Source organism: Streptococcus sp. S1 (assembly GCF_034137685.1).
Lineage (GTDB): Bacteria > Bacillota > Bacilli > Lactobacillales > Streptococcaceae > Streptococcus > Streptococcus dentalis.
In genome coordinates this window covers 1,653,628-1,670,774 of record NZ_CP139418.1, presented here as the reverse complement: position 1 = coordinate 1,670,774, position 17,147 = coordinate 1,653,628, and the positions used below count along the sequence as shown (strand labels likewise).

Below are 17,147 nucleotides of genomic sequence, written 5' to 3'. Positions count from 1 at the left end.
AGGGGCTCAGGATTTTTTTGATGGCTCGTCTTTTCTTGTTTAATCCGTAAAAAGATAGTAAAATAGGGACATGATTATTTTACAAGCCAACAAAATTGAACGCTCTTTTGCAGGGGAGGTTCTTTTTGATAATATCAGCCTGCAAGTGGATGAACGGGACCGGATTGCCCTGGTCGGAAAGAACGGAGCCGGCAAGTCTACGCTCTTAAAAATCTTGGTGGGAGAAGAAGAGCCGACTTCTGGGGAAATCAATAAAAAACGGGACCTTTCTCTCTCCTATCTGGCCCAGGATAGTCGCTTTGAGTCATCTAATACCATCTACGATGAGATGCTCCATGTCTTTGACGACCTCCGTAAAACGGAGAAAAGCTTGCGTCAAATGGAGCTTGAGATGGGGGAAAAAACTGGGGCTGACTTAGAAAAACTCATGCAGGATTATGATCGTCTATCAGAAGAATTCCGTCAGGCTGGTGGCTTCACCTATGAGGCAGATATCCGCGCCATTCTCAACGGCTTTAAGTTCGATGAGTCTATGTGGCAGATGAAGATTGAAGAGCTGTCTGGTGGGCAAAATACCCGCCTCGCTCTGGCCAAGATGCTCTTGGAAAAACCAAATCTCTTGGTACTGGACGAGCCGACTAACCACTTGGATATTGAGACCATCGCCTGGTTGGAAAATTACTTGGTTAATTATAGTGGGGCCCTTCTCATTGTCAGCCACGACCGGTATTTCCTCGATAAAGTTGCTACCATTACCTTGGACTTGACCAAGCATTCTTTGGACCGCTATGTCGGCAATTACTCCAGCTTTGTCGAGCAAAAAGAGCAAAAACTCCTGACCGAAGCCAAGAACTACGAGAAGCAACAAAAAGAAATCGCGGCGTTGGAAGACTTTGTTAATCGCAATTTGGTGCGGGCGTCGACCACCAAACGGGCCCAGTCTCGGCGCAAGCAGTTGGAAAAAATGGAGCGCCTAGACAAGCCGGAAGCTGGGACTAAGTCTGCTCATATGACCTTCCATTCTGATAAGACATCGGGAAATGTCGTCTTAACAGTAGAAGAGGCAGCCGTCGGCTATGACAATCAAATCCTGTCAGAGCCAATTAATTTGGATATCCGCAAGATGAATGCGGTCGCTATTGTAGGACCAAATGGAATCGGGAAATCTACTCTTATCAAGTCCATCGTCGGGCAGATTCCTTTTATCAAGGGGGAAGCTCGCTTTGGGGCTAATGTCGAGGTGGGCTACTATGACCAGACTCAGAGTAAGCTAACCCCTCACAACAGTGTCTTGGATGAGCTCTGGAATGACTTTAAACTGACACCAGAAGTGGAGATCCGCAATCGCCTGGGAGCCTTTCTTTTCTCAGGGGATGATGTCAAGAAAACTGTCGGCATGCTGTCAGGTGGAGAGCGGGCGCGTCTGCTCTTGGCCAAGCTGTCCATGGAAAATAACAATTTCTTGATTCTCGATGAGCCGACTAACCACTTGGACATCGATAGCAAGGAAGTGCTGGAAAATGCCTTGATTGATTTTGACGGCACCTTGCTCTTTGTCAGCCACGACCGTTACTTTATCAATCGGGTGGCTACACAAGTTTTGGAACTCTCAGAAGAGGGCTCAACTCTTTACCTAGGCGACTACGACTATTATCTGGAGAAAAAAGCTGAGTTAGAGGCCCTTGCTGCAGCACAAGCAGAAGCTGTGCCTGTTTCTTCGACCGAAGAAGTCACCAGCAATGACTATCACCTGCAAAAGCAAAGCCAGAAGGAACTCCGAAAAATCACCCGTCGCATTGAGCAATTGGAAGCAGAGATGGAAGAGCTGGATCAAAAAATCCAAGATATCACCGGAACCATGCATAGCACCAACGATGCAGCCGACTTGGTTCAACTCCAAAGCGAGCTGGATCAACTGACTGTCCAGCAGGAAGCGGTCATGGAAGAGTGGGCAGAACTGTCAGAGCAGGTGGAATAGATGGACGATCTTGGAAAAGTTTTTCGTGAATTTCGGATCAGTAAAAATTATTCGTTAAAAGAAGCTGCTGGAGAGGCCTGCTCGACCTCCCAGTTATCCCGTTTTGAATTGGGGGAGTCGGATCTGGCTGCGTCGCGCTTCTTTGACATTTTGGACAATATCCATGTGACGATTGAGAATTTTATGGATAAGGCCAGAAATTTTCAACACCATGAGCATGTTGCTTTGATGGCCCAGATTATTCCACTTTACTATTCAAATGATATTGCGGGTTTTCAAAAGCTTCAAAGAGAACAACTTGAAAAAGCCAAACATTCCACCAATCCCCTCTATTTTGAATTGAACTGGATTCTGCTACAAGGCCTGATTTGCCAGAGAGATGCCAGCTTCACGATGAAGCAGCGTGATCTGGATAAGGTGGCGGATTACCTCTTTCAAACGGAAGAGTGGACCATGTATGAATTGATCCTCTTTGGCAATCTCTACAGCTTTTATGAGGTAGACTATGTCACACGGCTTGGGAGAGAAGTGATGGAGCGAGAAGATTTTTACAAAGAAATTGGTCGCCATCGAAAACTGGTCTTGATTCTAGCTCTGAATTGCTACCAGCATTGTTTAGAACACCGTTCTTTTGAAAACGCCAGCTATTTTGAATCCTATGTAGAAAAGATTATCGGCAAGAGCATCAAGCTCTACGAACGCAATGTCTTTCATTATCTCAAGGGATTTGCCCTGTATCAAAAGGGGCAAACAGAAGAAGGGCGGCAGCAAATGCAGGAAGCCATGCATATCTTTGATGTGCTGGGACTGCCAGAGCAGGTGGCCTATTATCAAGAACACTTTGATAAATTTGTAAAAAATGAATGTTCTAAATAGGACAGTGATAAAGGAGATTTTATGAACCGACATGCGGTCCAATTAATTAGTCGTGGAGCTATTAACAAAATTGGAAATATGCTCTATGATTATGGGAATAGTGTCTGGCTGGCCTCGATGGGTACTATAGGAAAGACGGTATTAGGGATCTATCAGATTTCTGAGTTAGTGACAGGGATTCTCGTGAATCCTTTTGGAGGAGTGATTTCAGACCGTTTTTCTCGTCGCAAGATTTTGATGACGACCGACTTGGTTTGTGGACTCCTTTGTTTGGCGATTTCTTTTATCACAAATGATAGCTTGATGATTGCGGCTCTTATTTTTGCCAATATTGTTCAGGCCATTGCCTTTGGTTTTTCTCGACCTGCCAATAAAGCCATTATTACCGAGGTAGTAGAGAAAGAAGAGATTGTGACCTATAACGCTCACTTGGAGTTAGTCCTACAGGTTGTTAGTGTCTGTTCACCTGTTTTTTCTTTCCTAGTTCTACAATTTGCCAGTCTTCATGCGACCCTCTTATTAGATGCACTGACCTTTTTCATTGCTTTCGTCCTAGTGGCTTTCCTTCCGAAAGAAGAAGCTAAGGTTCAAGAGAGGAAACAGTTTACCGGGAAAGATATTTTTTCTGATATCAAGGATGGGTTAGACTATATCTGGCATCAGAAAGAGATTTTCTTTCTCTTATTAGTGGCTTCTAGCGTCAATTTCTTTTTTGCAGCTTTTGAGTTTTTACTTCCCTTCTCGAATCGTCTATACGGGGTTAAAGGAGCTTATGCGACTATTCTAACGCTGGGAGCTATTGGATCTATTCTAGGAGCACTTGTTGCCAATAAAATGAAATCAAGTATGAGAATTCTCCTGTTTTTACTGCTTATGGCAGGGATAGGAGTGTTCATAATGGGCTTGCCCCTTCCACCTTATCTTTCCTTTTCAGGAAATCTGGTCTGTGAATTTTTTGTGACCATTTTCGACATCCACGTTTTTTCCCAAGTACAAACCAAGGTGGAAGATGATTATCTAGGTAGAGTATTGAGCACAATTTATACCTTGGCTGTTCTCTTTATGCCCATCGCCAAAGGGTTGATGACTTGGTTGCCAAGCGTCCGTATGGAATCATTTTTCTTGATTGGAGCTGGGATTATTCTCTTTTCAGCGATTGCATCAGTTTATGCTAAAAGAATGGATAGGAAGTTGACGCTTTAGTCACAATCCTGTCTTGAGAGAAGGCTACATTATTCTATAGGAAGTACCAAGTTAAAGATCTTGAAAAGATAGACTTTTTCAAGGTCTTTTTTTCGTAGTGAGACCTCATAGAAAGTTGACTCTTCCGTATTTAGTTTGATGGAAATGAGGGTGAGAAAAGAGTAAAAAAAGAAAACCTGTTTTGGGAAAGCAATTTCTGGTTTCTATCCTTAGCTTTTTCTGGTAAAATTTAAATAAGTGATGCCTTATTAGAGATGTTTAACATCCCAGTCTATCGGACTGGTATGACTTTATCCAATCTGTTTATAGCATAAGTTCTCTTGTTTTGAGAATCATGCCTTTTAATTCGTTTTTGACAGTTTGGCCGTTGATCACTTTCATCTGGACTGGTTTTGTTAGTTATTCGTCAAATAAGAAGGAAAACATAAATGAATAAAAATGTATTTATGAGATCATTAGGAGTTTGGTTATTAGCGATAGGCTTGCTAGTTTATAGCTACTTCCAGGCAATACCAGGTCTACATTCCCTTGAGCCTCCTCAAAAATTGTATCAGCAAGGCTTAGTTTATAAGTCGAAAGATAGTGAGGATGTTTTGGCTGTGAAGGTATTGGACATAGACCTAATTCCAGTTAAAACAGATGAGGCCCAATACTTTTTAATTAAGCATGAATATGGCGTTACGGCCATGAAAGCAACTTATCATACTGTCTATTCATTGCTGCAAATGAAAGCTAGAGTTCCTAATCAAGAAAACCCATTAGAATCAAGTGGATTCTATCTAAGTGTTAAAGTGATTCCTGAGGTAGAGAACAGACGAAAAGGCGGCATGAAGATTCATTTGCGTTTTGAATATGAAAATAAGAAATACGACTCGATTCTCTTTAGAAGACATTTATTACGTCTCAAGGATCTTGTGGAATATTTAAATGAAGAATATAACTTAGGATTGAAAGTGGATTTTAGACTCCTAGGGTAATCAACGGAGAGTAAGATGAACAAAAAGATATTTGTTAGGACACTATTTGACTGGTGTGTCGTTGTTGTTTTATCGGTTGTTTGCTATTTTGATGTACAGCCAGCTATTCATATGAATACGAACCCGGAAAAATTGTATCAGCAAGGTTATGTCTATAAGGCAGAGAATAGTGATGATGTATTAGCGATTAAAGTGTTGGATATTGATCCTAACCCGATTGAAAGAAAGAATAATACTTATTATTTAGTCAAACATGAATATGGTGTCACAGCGATGAAGGTCGTCATTAAAGGAAGTATAAATAAACTACTTGAGATGAAAGACGTACTCGCTCCTCAAGAAAATCCTTTGGAATCTTCTGACTTTTATCTTCATGTACAGGTGCTTCCTGAAATTCGCAGGAGAAATAAAAGTTCAGATATCGTCATTATTAGCCAAGAATTTAAGGACATCATTCAAGAGAGATTTAACCAAAGCGACCTTTCGAAAGGAGGGGCTACTGTCGATACGACGCATCTTCTTGATTTGATGGACGACAGAGGGGTAGCTCATTTTCTCGTGGGACCTGTATTGGTGGGACTTGTGGCATTCTTTTTCTTCATCAATACAATCAGAAGAATTTTATATATACGTAGACAGTTCATGCTCTTTAATACATTGTTTCCAAGTTATGCGAATCAACCAGAGAAATTGGTGAAAGATGCGGACTACAGTGACAAAAAACTAGAACTCCTTGTGCACCAGGGCATCCTCGTGTTTTACGGCATGGATTTTGAAATACTACCAGTAGATGACATTGAAGAAATCAAACTTTTTAGAGTCCATAGAAAAAGTTTTTATCGCTACAAGATGAAGATTATCTTTTATTCAAGTCGCAGGCCTTATGTTTTTGAAATAAACAAAAGTAATATGGAGGCCTATTATCCTTTCATCGACTATTTGAGAAGTCTTGCACCAATTGTTGTTGAAGATGGATGGAAGATGAATTATCGTTAAGGAAATTGGATTCAATTAAATACAAAGCATCTTGAAGAAGGACTTGGAGTACGTGGTGGTGCTTCAAGTCTTTTTCTCATCTAATATTATGGTTTAGAAAAATGAGAAAGGAATCATTGATTCTGATGATAAGTGACAATGTAGAAAACCGTTTCAGGCTAATAAAGCAAACAGGCTATATTAGTGTGTCTAATAGTTATGATTTGGAATATACCTCACATAAAGCATTTGAAAATCTAACTAGTTAGGATGGAATCATGTCAATTAAACATTAGATATATAAGGCCTGTATCGTTATTATGAGGATTCTTTACAATTTAGGGTTAAAAAACTGTTGAGAAGATTCTGGAATTCTATCTATATAAAAAACACCCCAAAAGTCAGATTTTATCTGTCTAACTTTTGGGATGTAGTTCATTCGGTGTTTTTTTAGTTGTTATCTTTTTCTTCTGCTTTAACTTCTTTCTTTTCTTCTTCCAGTTGCTTTTGAGTGCTCTTGAGCTCTTTTTTTAGGGAGAAGCCCTTTGAAAAATTAACCAAGGTCATGACAAATGCACCCAAGAGGACACAGAGCAAGATCAGAATGATCAAGGGCAATTTAAATTGAACCAAGAGGAAATTCACGGTGACCGTTTGCATGTTTGCAAGGGAAATACCAGCAATCAATAAAATTAAAAGTAATAAAGCAATGTAGTGTAGATTATTTTTGTTCATCATTATCTCCTTATTGTTCAGTAGGCGCCTTGCTCTTCACATCAGCGTATTCCTCTGGCTGCTCTAGGCTTAGAATATCCTCATAAGCCGGTAGGGAAAGGTCCTTACCATATTTATTTTTTAAAGCAGTGCTCACTAGGCGATAGGCCAAATTGGCATTTCGGGATAAGATAGGACCGTGGAAGTAGCTCCCAAAGACGTTCTTGTAATGAACCCCTTCGCCCCCATATTCTTTGTTGTTCCCATTTCCGTAGACGACCTTGCCCAGCGGTTTTTCATCCTCAGCCAAGAAAGTCCGACCTTGGTGGTTCTCAAAACCATAATAGGTTTCGTTAAATTCTTCGTTATGGATTTTGATATCGCCGATATAGCGGTTGTTGACTTGGTTGAGCGTATAGTGGCCCATAATGCCGAGTCCTTCAATGCGTTTGCCAGAAGCTTCAATGTAGTATTGGCCTAGAAGCTGAAAGCCACCACAGATAGCAAGTACCACGCCATCATCCTGAATAAAGCGTTCGAGATCTTCTTTTTTATCTGGTAGGTCCTCAGATACAATAGTCTGTTCGTAGTCTTGTCCTCCGCCGAAAAAGGCGATATCATAGGCATCAGGGGCGAACCGGTCTTTGAGAGAGACGATATCCACTGTGACATGGGCTCCAAGTTTTTCCGAAACGTACTTGAGCATGAGGATGTTCCCGTTGTCCCCGTAGGTATTCATTAAGTTGCCATAGAGATGGGCAATGCGCAGGCTGTAGGGATACTGTGCCTGATCAGAAGATTCTAGGGAAGTATAAGTCATTAGTGCATCTCCTTTTCAATCAGGTGTTCTTGGGCCAAGAGTTCACGGAATTCTAGCATGGCTGTATAGGTAGCTAAAATGTAAGCGTGAGGGGTTTCCTGTTGCTGGATGCGTTGGAAGACCTCCTTCAAATCAGCCATTTCTGTGATCTGTTCAGCAGGATAGCCAGTGACCCGAAGTCGTCGAGCAATCTCAGAGTGGCGCACTCCGCCAGCGTTGATCTCTGGGATGTCCATCTGGGTGATTTGCTCAAAGTCAGCATCCCAAATCCAGCTCGTATCGATTCCGTCTGCATAATTGGCGTTGAGGAGAACCGACAAGCTAAAGGGATACGGCGCTAGTTTAATCATTTCAATAGCCTGAGTAGCTCCAACCGGATTTTTAATCAGGACCAAGGTACATTCCTTATCCCCAATCTTAAAGGTTTCCTGGCGACCAAAGACAGCGCGACTGCGATCAAATCCTTGTTTGATGACTTCGGGCCGTACTCCAAAGAATCCAGCAACAGAGACAGCTGCTAAGGCATTGTAGATGTTGTAAAGACCACCGATATTGATGTGGTAATCTTGCCCTTGGATCCGGAAGTTGGAAGATCGATGAGTTAAAGAAAGGAGGTCCGATACGGCATAGGTCAGAGGGGGCCGGTGGAACCCACAGTGCTCACAAATATAATCTCCCAGGTTAGCATAGGTATTGAGCTTGTACTTGAGGATGTTGTGGCAATGTGGACAGAGGATTCCTTCCGTATTGTAATGGGCTAGCTGTGGCTCTGATTTGTCTGTATCAAATCCATAATATTGGATCGGATTGGACAAGGTTTGACTATTAAAGAGCGGACTATCTCCATTTAGCAGAACCGTCGCAGTTGGGACCTTGTGAATGGCATCCAAAATCATTTGGTAGGTCGTATAGATCTCTCCATAACGGTCCATCTGATCCCGGAAAATATTGGTGACCACAAAAAGGCTTGGCTGGATATAATCACAAATCCGAGAGAGGCTGGCCTCGTCAATCTCAAGTACCGCAATCGGTCGATTTGATTTCGAATGCTTAGCTCGTAAGAAGGTCGTTGTAATCCCAGAGATCATATTGGCCCCGCTTGGATTGGTTAAAATCGGTCCGAAAGCTTCTTGGAGAATACCTACGGTTAGCGCAGTGGTCAGGGTTTTCCCATTTGTCCCTGTAATCACAACAATCTCATAGTTTTTTGCCAGTTGACTGAGAATATCTTTATCAAATTTGAGGGCTACTTTACCTGGTAGGGTTGATCCCCGCCCCATTTTTTCTAGAATAGAGCCGGAAAGCTTTCCTGCCAGAAGGCCCAAGGTTGTATTTATCTTCATAAATCATATTTTATCATAAAAAGCATCAGAAGGTTACAGAAAAATCTGTTGAAACGTGTTATAATAGGATGATGTCTTTTAGAGAAGTGGTAGGTATGAGAATATGAATATTCAACAGTTTACAAATCCACAATTTTGGACCAGTTTGTTCCCAAATTGGTGGAGTGTTGTTATCAATATCATCGATATTGCCCTGGTGGCTTGGTTGTTGTATTTTTTGATCAAGGCCATCGTCGGGACCAAGATCATGATTTTGGTTCGTGGAGTTATTATCTTTTTCTTGGTGCAGTTTTTAGCCAATTTCTTAGGTCTCACGACTATTTCATGGCTGATCAATCAAGTGATTACCTATGGGGTTATCGCCCTGGTTGTGATTTTCTCCCCTGAGATTCGGATTGGTTTAGAACGTCTGGGTCGAGCGATAGAATTCTTTACGACGAGTGAAGTCAGTCAGGAAGAGAAGATGGTGCAGGCCTATGTCAAGGCAGTAGCTTATATGAGCCCACGTAAGATTGGTGCCTTGGTAGCCATTCAAGGAGCCAGAACCCTTCAGGAATATATTTCCACAGGGATTCCTCTAGATGCAGAAATTTCAGGAGAATTGCTGATTAATATCTTCATTCCTAATACTCCTTTACACGATGGTGCCGTCATTGTCCGCAATGATAAAATAGCTGTTTCTTGTGCCTACCTGCCCTTGACCGAAAACACTGGAATTTCAAAAGAGTTTGGAACACGTCACCGCGCAGCCATTGGTTTATCTGAAGTTTCGGATGCCTTTACCTTTGTGGTATCAGAAGAAACGGGTGGGATCTCTGTGACTTATAATGGAACCTTCCTTCACGATTTAACCTTAAAAGAGTTTGAGGCAGAATTGAGAGCCTTCTTGGTTCCTGAAGAGAATAAAACGACTAGTTGGAAAGAGCGTCTATTTGGGAGGGTCACAAAATGAGATCTAAAAAAGAATTTCTTTATGTTTTCTCTTCCGTCTTATTGTCCTTTATCTTGTTTATCAATGCGTCTTCCTTTAATTTTCAAAATAATAGTAGCGCAAGACAAGTGAGTTCAGAGACCTACACCAATACCTTGACCAATATTCCAATTGATGCCAAGTACAATGACAAGACATACTTTGTCAGTGGGTTAACATCAGAGGTAACGGTCTTTCTAAAGGGTTCAAACCGGGTCGCTCTAGCAAGCGAAATGCAACCGGGAACGCGAAAATTTCGCGTGGTAGCGGATCTTCGTAAGGCCAAGGAAGGTACCGTCGAAGTACCGTTGATTGTAGAAGATCTTCCGGCTGGTTTGACCGCAACCGTAGAGCCTCAGAAAGTGTCTGTAAAGATCGGGAAGAAAGCGAAAAAATCGTTTGCTGTCAGAGCCACGATCCCGGACAATCAAATCGTGGATGGAATTACGGTAACGGATGTTTCTCTCGAAACAACAAAGGTAGAAGTAACGAGTGATCAAGAAACATTGAGTCGCATTGATCATGTCGAAGCTGTCTTCCCATCCAGTGAGATCATCAGTGGAAATTATAGTGGAACTCTTTCATTAAATCCGGTAGATGCTCAAGGAGAGGGTCTACCAGGTCTGGTAAATCCGAGTGAAACACGGATTCAAATAACCACAAAGAGTAGTTCGTCTACGTCAAGCTCAAGCAGTTCGTCGTCGACCTCCTCCAGTTCAAGTAATTAGAAAGTAAAAAAGGTAATAAAGAATGGGTAAATATTTTGGAACGGACGGTGTCCGTGGAGAAGCAAATGTAGAATTAACGCCAGAATTGGCCTTTAAATTAGGTCGTTTCGGTGGCTATGTATTGAGCCAACATGAAGAAGAAACACCCTTGGTATTTGTTGGACGTGATACGCGTATTTCTGGTGAAATGTTAGAGCATGCCTTGATTGCTGGCCTCTTATCTGTTGGAATTCGTGTCTACAAGTTGGGTGTGATTGCAACACCAGGTGTCGCTTATCTAGTTCGTACGGAAAAAGCCAGCGCCGGAGTTATGATTTCTGCTAGCCACAATCCAGCCTTGGACAATGGCATCAAATTCTTTGGTGGTGATGGCTTCAAATTGGATGATGATCGTGAACTTGAAATTGAGGCCTTGCTTGATGCCGCTGAAGATACCCTTCCACGTCCAAGTGCGCAAGGTTTAGGAACGGTTATGGAATATCCAGAAGGCTTGCGTAAGTATCAAGAATTCCTTGTATCGACAGGGGTCCAACTCGAGGGTATACACGTAGTCTTAGATACAGCAAATGGTGCAGCCTCAACAAGTGCCCGTCAAATCTTTGCAGATTTGGGAGCTCAATTGACCGTCATCGGTGAAAACCCAGATGGTTTGAACATCAATGATGGGGTTGGCTCTACTCACCCAGAACATTTGCAAGAGAAAGTAAAAGAAGTTGGCGCAGCGATTGGTCTTGCCTTTGATGGAGACAGCGATCGCTTAATTGCAGTGGATGAAAATGGAGAGATCGTAGACGGCGATAAGATCATGTACATCATCGGTTCTTACCTTTCAAGCAAGGGCTTGCTCGAGAAAAATACGATCGTCACGACCGTCATGTCCAATCTCGGATTCCATAAGGCATTGGATGCGAAAGGAATTCAAAAAGAAATTACAGCTGTTGGAGACCGCTATGTCGTCGAAGAAATGCGCAAGTCTGGTTACAACCTTGGTGGTGAGCAATCTGGTCACGTAGTCATCATGGATTACAACACAACTGGTGATGGCCAATTAACAGGTGTACAATTGACAAAAATCATGCAAGAAACCGGCAAGAAATTATCTGAATTGGCTGCAGAAGTGACCATTTATCCGCAAAAACTGGTCAATATCCGGGTTGAAAATAGCATGAAAGACAAGGCGATGGAAGTGTCTGCTATTCGTGAAATCATTGAAAAAATGGAAGCAGAAATGGCAGGAAATGGACGTATTTTGGTACGTCCAAGTGGAACTGAACCCCTCCTTCGAGTGATGGCAGAAGCACCAACCAATGAAGAAGTGGACTACTATGTGGATACCATTGCTGCAGTTGTCCAAGCAGAAATTGGACTCTAAAAATGAATGTGTCTAGGTGTGAGTTTTTGTGTTCAAAAGTCGGGTTTATAGATGGACCATACCTATTAGTCCAGTGTACGAGCTTTAATACCTTCTGTTCATGGAAAGAAACACCTCTTGGCACAAAGAGATCAGCCTCATGTCTGGTCTTTTTGTGTAGGCTCGATTTGAAAAATCCTCTCATTCGTGGTAAAATAGGGCTACTAATGAATTTAATGTAATCGAGGTATTTAGAAGTGGCTTTTGGAGATAACGGAAAACGTAAAAAAACACCATTTGAAATGATTACGATGGTCGTGATTGTGATTATGTTGATTGTCACCGTTGGTGCAATCTTTGCAACTGCAATTGGTGCTCTTTCTTATTAAGATGCAAGCAGGAATAAAGGAAATCATCTATTTATGAGTATGTTTTTAGATACAGCCAAGATAAAGGTCAAGGCTGGAAATGGCGGCGATGGCATGGTGGCCTTTCGTCGTGAAAAATATGTCCCCAATGGTGGACCTTGGGGGGGTGATGGAGGACGTGGTGGCAATGTCATCTTCCTAGTAGACGAAGGCTTGCGTACTCTAATGGACTTCCGTTATAACCGGCATTTCAAAGCCCAAAATGGGGAAAAAGGAATGACCAAAGGGATGCACGGACGTGGGGCAGAAGATCTCTATGTACGAGTTCCTCAAGGAACGACCGTCCGAGATGCTGAGACTGGCAAGGTCATCACTGACCTAGTTGAAAATGGACAAGAGTACATTGTCGCACACGGTGGCCGTGGCGGACGTGGAAACATTCGTTTTGCTACTCCAAAGAATCCAGCTCCAGAGATTTCTGAGAATGGGGAACCTGGTCAGGAACGCGAACTCGAATTAGAACTCAAGGTCTTGGCAGACGTTGGTTTGGTTGGCTTCCCTTCTGTTGGGAAATCAACCCTTCTCAGTGTCATCACTTCAGCCAAACCAAAGATTGGAGCTTATCATTTCACTACCATCGTTCCAAACTTGGGCATGGTTCGGACGCCATCAGGTGAATCCTTTGCAGTCGCAGACCTTCCTGGATTGATTGAAGGAGCTAGCCAAGGTGTTGGACTAGGAACCCAGTTCCTTCGCCACATCGAGCGCACCCGGGTTATCTTGCATGTTATTGATATGTCAGCCAGTGAAGGACGCGACCCTTATGAAGATTATGTTCAAATTAATAAAGAGCTTGAAACCTATAATCTTCGTTTGATGGAACGTCCTCAGATTATCGTGGCAAATAAGATGGATATGCCAGAGAGCCAAGAAAACTTGAAAGAATTCAAGAAGAAATTGGCAGCCAATTACGATGAGTTTGATGAATTGCCACAGATCTTCCCAATCTCTAGTTTGGCACATCAAGGTTTGGACAATTTGTTAGAAGCAACAGCAGAATTGTTAGACAAAACGCCAGAATTCCTCTTGTATTCAGAAGATGAAATGGCACAAGAAGAAGTATACTACGGCTTTGATGAAGACCAGCCAGCCTTTGACATTAGTCGGGATGACGATGCCGCTTGGGTCTTGTCTGGTGAAAAACTTGAAAAGCTTTTCAATATGACCAATTTCGATCGTGATGAAGCGGTCATGAAATTTGCTCGTCAATTGCGTGGCATGGGGGTTGATGAAGCTCTCCGTGCGCGTGGGGCAAAAGATGGCGATATCGTTCGGATCGGTAAATTTGAATTTGAATTTGTTGATTAAGTGTGATCCTTGTGGATCAAGGATTCCAAATTAGAAGTGAGGCTTTTTCAGTGGGAGATAAACCAATATCTTTTCGAGATGAAAATGGAAATTTTGTTTCAGCAGCCGATGTTTGGAATGCTGAAAAACTAGAAGAGCTCTTTAATACGCTAAATCCTAAACGCAAATTGCGCTTACAGAGGGAAAAATTAGCAAAAGAAAACCAGCAGAAGTAAAAAGACATGGAGAATACGATGGCAAAAACAATTCATACAGATAAAGCACCCGCAGCAATCGGACCTTATGTTCAAGGGAAAATCGTAAGCAATCTTCTCTTTGCAAGTGGACAAGTTCCTTTGTCACCTGAAACAGGCGAAATCATTGGCGAAACAATCCAAGAACAAACGGAGCAAGTCTTAAAGAATATTGGGGCTATTTTGGAAGAGGCTGGGACAGACTTTGACCATGTGGTGAAAACCACTTGTTTCTTAAGTGATATGAATGACTTTGTACCTTTTAATGAGGTCTATAAAACAGTCTTTACTACAGAGTTTCCAGCTCGTTCTGCTGTTGAAGTAGCACGCCTGCCACGTGATGTGAAGGTAGAAATTGAAGTTATTGCGGAAATCAATGCCTAATAACCATTCAAAGACAAAAAGACAGAGTGGAGAGCAGGAAACTGTAGGCCACTCTGTTTTATTTATGGGAGGAGAAAATGACAGAAAGTAAGATTCAACTGGTCATGGTAACAGGGATGAGCGGTGCTGGTAAGACCGTCGCCATCCAATCGTTTGAGGATTTGGGTTACTTTACCATCGACAATATGCCACCGGCGCTCTTGCTGAAATTTATTGAGCTCATGCGCCACAGCCCAGATAACAGTAAATTGGCGATCGTAGTAGATATGAGGAGCCGTTCATTTTTCAATGAAATTCGTACCGTCTTGGATGAATTGGATAACCAAGAAGATCTAGATTTTAAGGTCTTGTTCTTAGATGCTACTGACAGTGAGTTGGTAGCACGATACAAAGAAACTCGTCGTAGCCACCCACTAGCAGCAGATGGTCGTGTTTTAGATGGGATTACCCTAGAGAGAGAACTCCTGTCTCCATTAAAAAATATTAGTCAAAATGTAGTGGATACCACTGAGTTGACGCCTCGTAATTTAAGAAAAACCATAGCAGAACAATTTGCCAGTCAAGACAATCAGCCAGATTTTCGGGTTGAGGTCATGTCATTTGGCTTTAAATATGGCCTTCCGATCGACGCTGACCTCGTGTTTGACGTGCGTTTTCTTCCAAATCCTTACTATAAATTGGAGTTGAGGAATTTAACTGGTCAAGATCCGGCTGTCTATGATTATGTTATGGACCACCCTGAATCAGAAGACTTTTACCGTCATCTCCATGACTTGATTGTTCCTATTTTACCGTCTTATAAACGCGAGGGTAAATCCGTTCTCACCATCGCTATGGGCTGTACCGGTGGACAACACCGTTCGGTAGCCTTTGCAGAGCGCTTATCGCATGATTTAGAAAGTCATTGGCAGGTCAATTGCAGTCATAGAGACAAGGACAGACGGAAAGAAACGGTGAATCGCTCATGAGAAAACCTAAAGTAACTGTTATTGGAGGAGGAACAGGGATTTCTGTTATTCTCGATAGTCTGAGAAAGAAACCAGTCGATATCACTGCTATTGTAACCGTTGCCGATGATGGCGGGAGTTCAGGTGAATTGCGGAAGAACATCCAAAAATTGACACCACCTGGGGATCTTAGAAATGTGCTGGTTGCCATGTCAGATATGCCTCGTTTTTATGAGAAGGTCTTTCAATACCGCTTTGCAGACGATGATGGCCCTTTGGCCGGACACCCTTTGGGAAACTTGATCATTGCAGGGATTTCAGAGATGCAAGGCTCGACCTATAATGCCATGCAGTTGTTAACCAAGTTCTTTCATACGACCGGCAAGATCTATCCTTCCAGTGATAGTCCCTTGACCCTTCATGCCGTCTTTCAAGATGGAAAAGAAGTGGTAGGAGAAAGCCACATTGCCAACTACACCGGCATGATTGATCATGTCTATGTGACCAATACCTTTGATCAAGAGCGCCCAAAGGCTAGTAAAAAAGTGGTGGAAGCTATTCTTGAAAGTGATATGGTCGTCTTGGGTCCAGGCTCTCTCTTTACCTCGATTCTTCCTAATTTGATGATTGACGAGATTGGATCAGCCATCCTTGAAACCAAAGCTCAGATATCCTATGTTTGCAACATTATGACCCAAAGAGGAGAAACCGAGCATTTTACAGATAGTGACCACGTTTCTGTGCTCCATAAACACTTGGGAGAAAAGTTCATCGATACTGTCCTTGTCAATATCAATCAGGTTCCTGCAGCTTATATGAACAGCAATAAATTTGATGAATATTTGGTGCAGGTAGAGCACGATTTTAAGGGCCTCCACTCGCAAGTTCCCCAAGTGATTTCTTCGGATTTCTTGAAGCTGGTCAATGGAGGAGCCTTTCATGATGGCGAAAAAGTAGTTGAAGAGCTGATGCGGATTGTGCAGGTGAGAAAATGAGTTTTACGGTTCGTGTCAAAGAAGAATTATTGTCTCTCAAGCGATTTGAAAAAAGTGAATTGGCTGCCATTATCAAGATGTCTGGAAGTCTTGGGATTTCAATGGGGGGCTTGACGCTCTCGGTAACGACAGAAAATGCCAAGATCGCTCGTCATATCTATGAATTGTTGCATCATTTCTATGAGGCAAAATCAGATATTCGCCACCACCAAAAAACTAACTTAAAAAAAAATCGTGTCTACACAGTATTCTTGGATGAGAAGGTGGAAGAGATTTTGGCTGACTTGCATTTGGCAGATGCCTTCTTTGGGATTGAGACAGGCATTGATGCTAGTGTTTTAGAAGATGAAGCAGCTAGTCGTGCTTATCTTCGGGGTGCTTTTCTGTCGAGCGGTTCGATTAAAGATCCTGAAAAAGGGAAGTACCAGCTGGAAATTCATTCTGTTTATACAGACCATGCGGAAGGAATTGCTCTTCTTATGCAAGGATTTTTACTAGATGCAAAAACCATCGAGCGTAAAAAGGGTGTTGTAACCTATTTGCAAAGAGCGGAAGATATTATTGATTTTCTAATTGTGGTAGAGGCCATGCAAGCCATGCAGGAATTTGAGTCCATCAAGGTCATGAGAGAGACGCGCAATGACCTCAATCGGGCCAATAATGCCGAAATGGCCAATATCCAGCGCACAGTCACAGCCAGTATGAAAACCATAAATAATATCAGCAAAATTGTGGATACGGTCGGTCTAGGGAGTTTACCAAGCGACCTGCAAGAAGTTGCCTATATCCGGATGAATCATCCAGATTATTCCATCCAGCAGATCGCAGATAGTTTGCAACAACCTATTTCAAAAAGCGGTGTCAATCACCGCTTGCGTAAGATCAATAAGATAGCAGACGATTTAGACAAATAAAAA

At 42.4% G+C, this 17,147-nt stretch carries 18 protein-coding genes; 15 read left to right on the top strand and 3 right to left on the bottom strand.

Translation table 11 applies throughout. From position 1 onward, the window contains the following. The first annotated feature begins 70 nt into the window (after positions 1-70). From SM121_RS08190 to SM121_RS08170, 5 genes are all read left to right on the top strand, one after another. Positions 71-1,978 (top strand): ABC-F family ATP-binding cassette domain-containing protein, encoded by a 1,908-nt coding sequence (locus tag SM121_RS08190; RefSeq protein ID WP_320910829.1) that lies wholly within the window; start codon positions 71-73, stop codon positions 1,976-1,978. Next, positions 1,979-2,854: an XRE/MutR family transcriptional regulator gene (locus tag SM121_RS08185; RefSeq protein ID WP_320910828.1), complete on the top strand. Its 876-nt coding sequence runs from the start codon at positions 1,979-1,981 to the stop codon at positions 2,852-2,854. A gap of 21 nt (positions 2,855-2,875) precedes the next feature. Then, a complete protein-coding gene (locus tag SM121_RS08180; protein ID WP_320910827.1) occupies positions 2,876-4,057 on the top strand; it encodes an MFS transporter in 1,182 nt (393 codons plus the stop codon). A gap of 428 nt (positions 4,058-4,485) precedes the next feature. Beyond that, positions 4,486-5,034 (top strand): hypothetical protein, encoded by a 549-nt coding sequence (locus SM121_RS08175; protein WP_320910826.1) that lies wholly within the window; start codon positions 4,486-4,488, stop codon positions 5,032-5,034. 15 nt (positions 5,035-5,049) lie between these two features. Continuing rightward, on the top strand, positions 5,050-6,030 hold the full coding sequence (locus SM121_RS08170) for a hypothetical protein (protein ID WP_320910825.1): 981 nt from the start codon (positions 5,050-5,052) through the stop codon (positions 6,028-6,030). 429 nt (positions 6,031-6,459) lie between these two features. On the opposite strand, the gene SM121_RS08165 is transcribed toward SM121_RS08170, so the two are convergent. Genes SM121_RS08165 through murT form a run of 3 tightly spaced genes read right to left on the bottom strand, consistent with a single transcriptional unit; the run spans position 6,460 to position 8,886 of the window. Continuing rightward, positions 6,460-6,744 (bottom strand): LapA family protein, encoded by a 285-nt coding sequence (locus SM121_RS08165; protein WP_004219809.1) that lies wholly within the window; start codon positions 6,742-6,744, stop codon positions 6,460-6,462. A 10-nt stretch (positions 6,745-6,754) separates the two neighbouring features. Then, the gene (gene gatD / locus SM121_RS08160) at positions 6,755-7,543 is read right to left on the bottom strand and encodes a lipid II isoglutaminyl synthase subunit GatD (protein WP_320910824.1); all 789 of its coding nucleotides are present in this window, start codon (positions 7,541-7,543) and stop codon (positions 6,755-6,757) included. Next, on the bottom strand, positions 7,543-8,886 hold the full coding sequence (gene murT, locus SM121_RS08155) for a lipid II isoglutaminyl synthase subunit MurT (protein ID WP_320910823.1): 1,344 nt from the start codon (positions 8,884-8,886) through the stop codon (positions 7,543-7,545). The genes gatD and murT overlap by 1 nt, the downstream gene beginning before the upstream one ends. A 103-nt stretch (positions 8,887-8,989) precedes the next feature. On the opposite strand from murT, the gene cdaA reads away from it, so the two are divergent. From cdaA to whiA, 10 genes are all read left to right on the top strand, one after another. Continuing rightward, the gene (cdaA, locus tag SM121_RS08150; protein ID WP_320910822.1) at positions 8,990-9,838 is read left to right on the top strand and encodes a diadenylate cyclase CdaA; all 849 of its coding nucleotides are present in this window, start codon (positions 8,990-8,992) and stop codon (positions 9,836-9,838) included. Next, a complete protein-coding gene (locus SM121_RS08145; protein WP_320910821.1) occupies positions 9,835-10,584 on the top strand; it encodes a CdaR family protein in 750 nt (249 codons plus the stop codon). Before cdaA ends, SM121_RS08145 begins: the two co-directional genes overlap by 4 nt. A 22-nt stretch (positions 10,585-10,606) precedes the next feature. Further along, positions 10,607-11,956, top strand: a complete 1,350-nt coding sequence (gene glmM, locus SM121_RS08140) for a phosphoglucosamine mutase (RefSeq protein WP_320910820.1) — start codon at positions 10,607-10,609, stop codon at positions 11,954-11,956. 236 nt (positions 11,957-12,192) lie between these two features. Then, complete coding sequence (locus tag SM121_RS08135) at positions 12,193-12,324, top strand: DUF4044 domain-containing protein (protein ID WP_003011566.1); 132 nt, start codon at positions 12,193-12,195, stop codon at positions 12,322-12,324. A 33-nt stretch (positions 12,325-12,357) separates the two neighbouring features. Then, on the top strand, positions 12,358-13,671 hold the full coding sequence (obgE, locus tag SM121_RS08130) for a GTPase ObgE (RefSeq protein ID WP_003011788.1): 1,314 nt from the start codon (positions 12,358-12,360) through the stop codon (positions 13,669-13,671). Between the two features lie 50 nt (positions 13,672-13,721). Continuing rightward, positions 13,722-13,886, top strand: coding sequence for a hypothetical protein (locus SM121_RS08125; protein ID WP_003006512.1), 165 nt, complete (start codon positions 13,722-13,724; stop codon positions 13,884-13,886). Between the two features lie 18 nt (positions 13,887-13,904). Continuing rightward, complete coding sequence (locus SM121_RS08120) at positions 13,905-14,288, top strand: RidA family protein (protein ID WP_320910819.1); 384 nt, start codon at positions 13,905-13,907, stop codon at positions 14,286-14,288. Positions 14,289-14,365: 77 nt separating this feature from the next. Then, entirely contained in the window at positions 14,366-15,256 is an 891-nt protein-coding gene (gene rapZ / locus SM121_RS08115) for an RNase adapter RapZ (protein WP_320910818.1), read from the top strand. Continuing rightward, positions 15,253-16,230 carry a YvcK family protein gene (locus tag SM121_RS08110; RefSeq protein ID WP_003011861.1) on the top strand — a complete coding sequence of 326 codons (978 nt, stop codon included), beginning with the start codon at positions 15,253-15,255 and terminating at the stop codon, positions 16,228-16,230. Before rapZ ends, SM121_RS08110 begins: the two co-directional genes overlap by 4 nt. Further along, the gene (gene whiA, locus SM121_RS08105; RefSeq protein WP_049474808.1) at positions 16,227-17,144 is read left to right on the top strand and encodes a DNA-binding protein WhiA; all 918 of its coding nucleotides are present in this window, start codon (positions 16,227-16,229) and stop codon (positions 17,142-17,144) included. The genes SM121_RS08110 and whiA overlap by 4 nt, the downstream gene beginning before the upstream one ends. Positions 17,145-17,147: the final 3 nt, after the last annotated feature.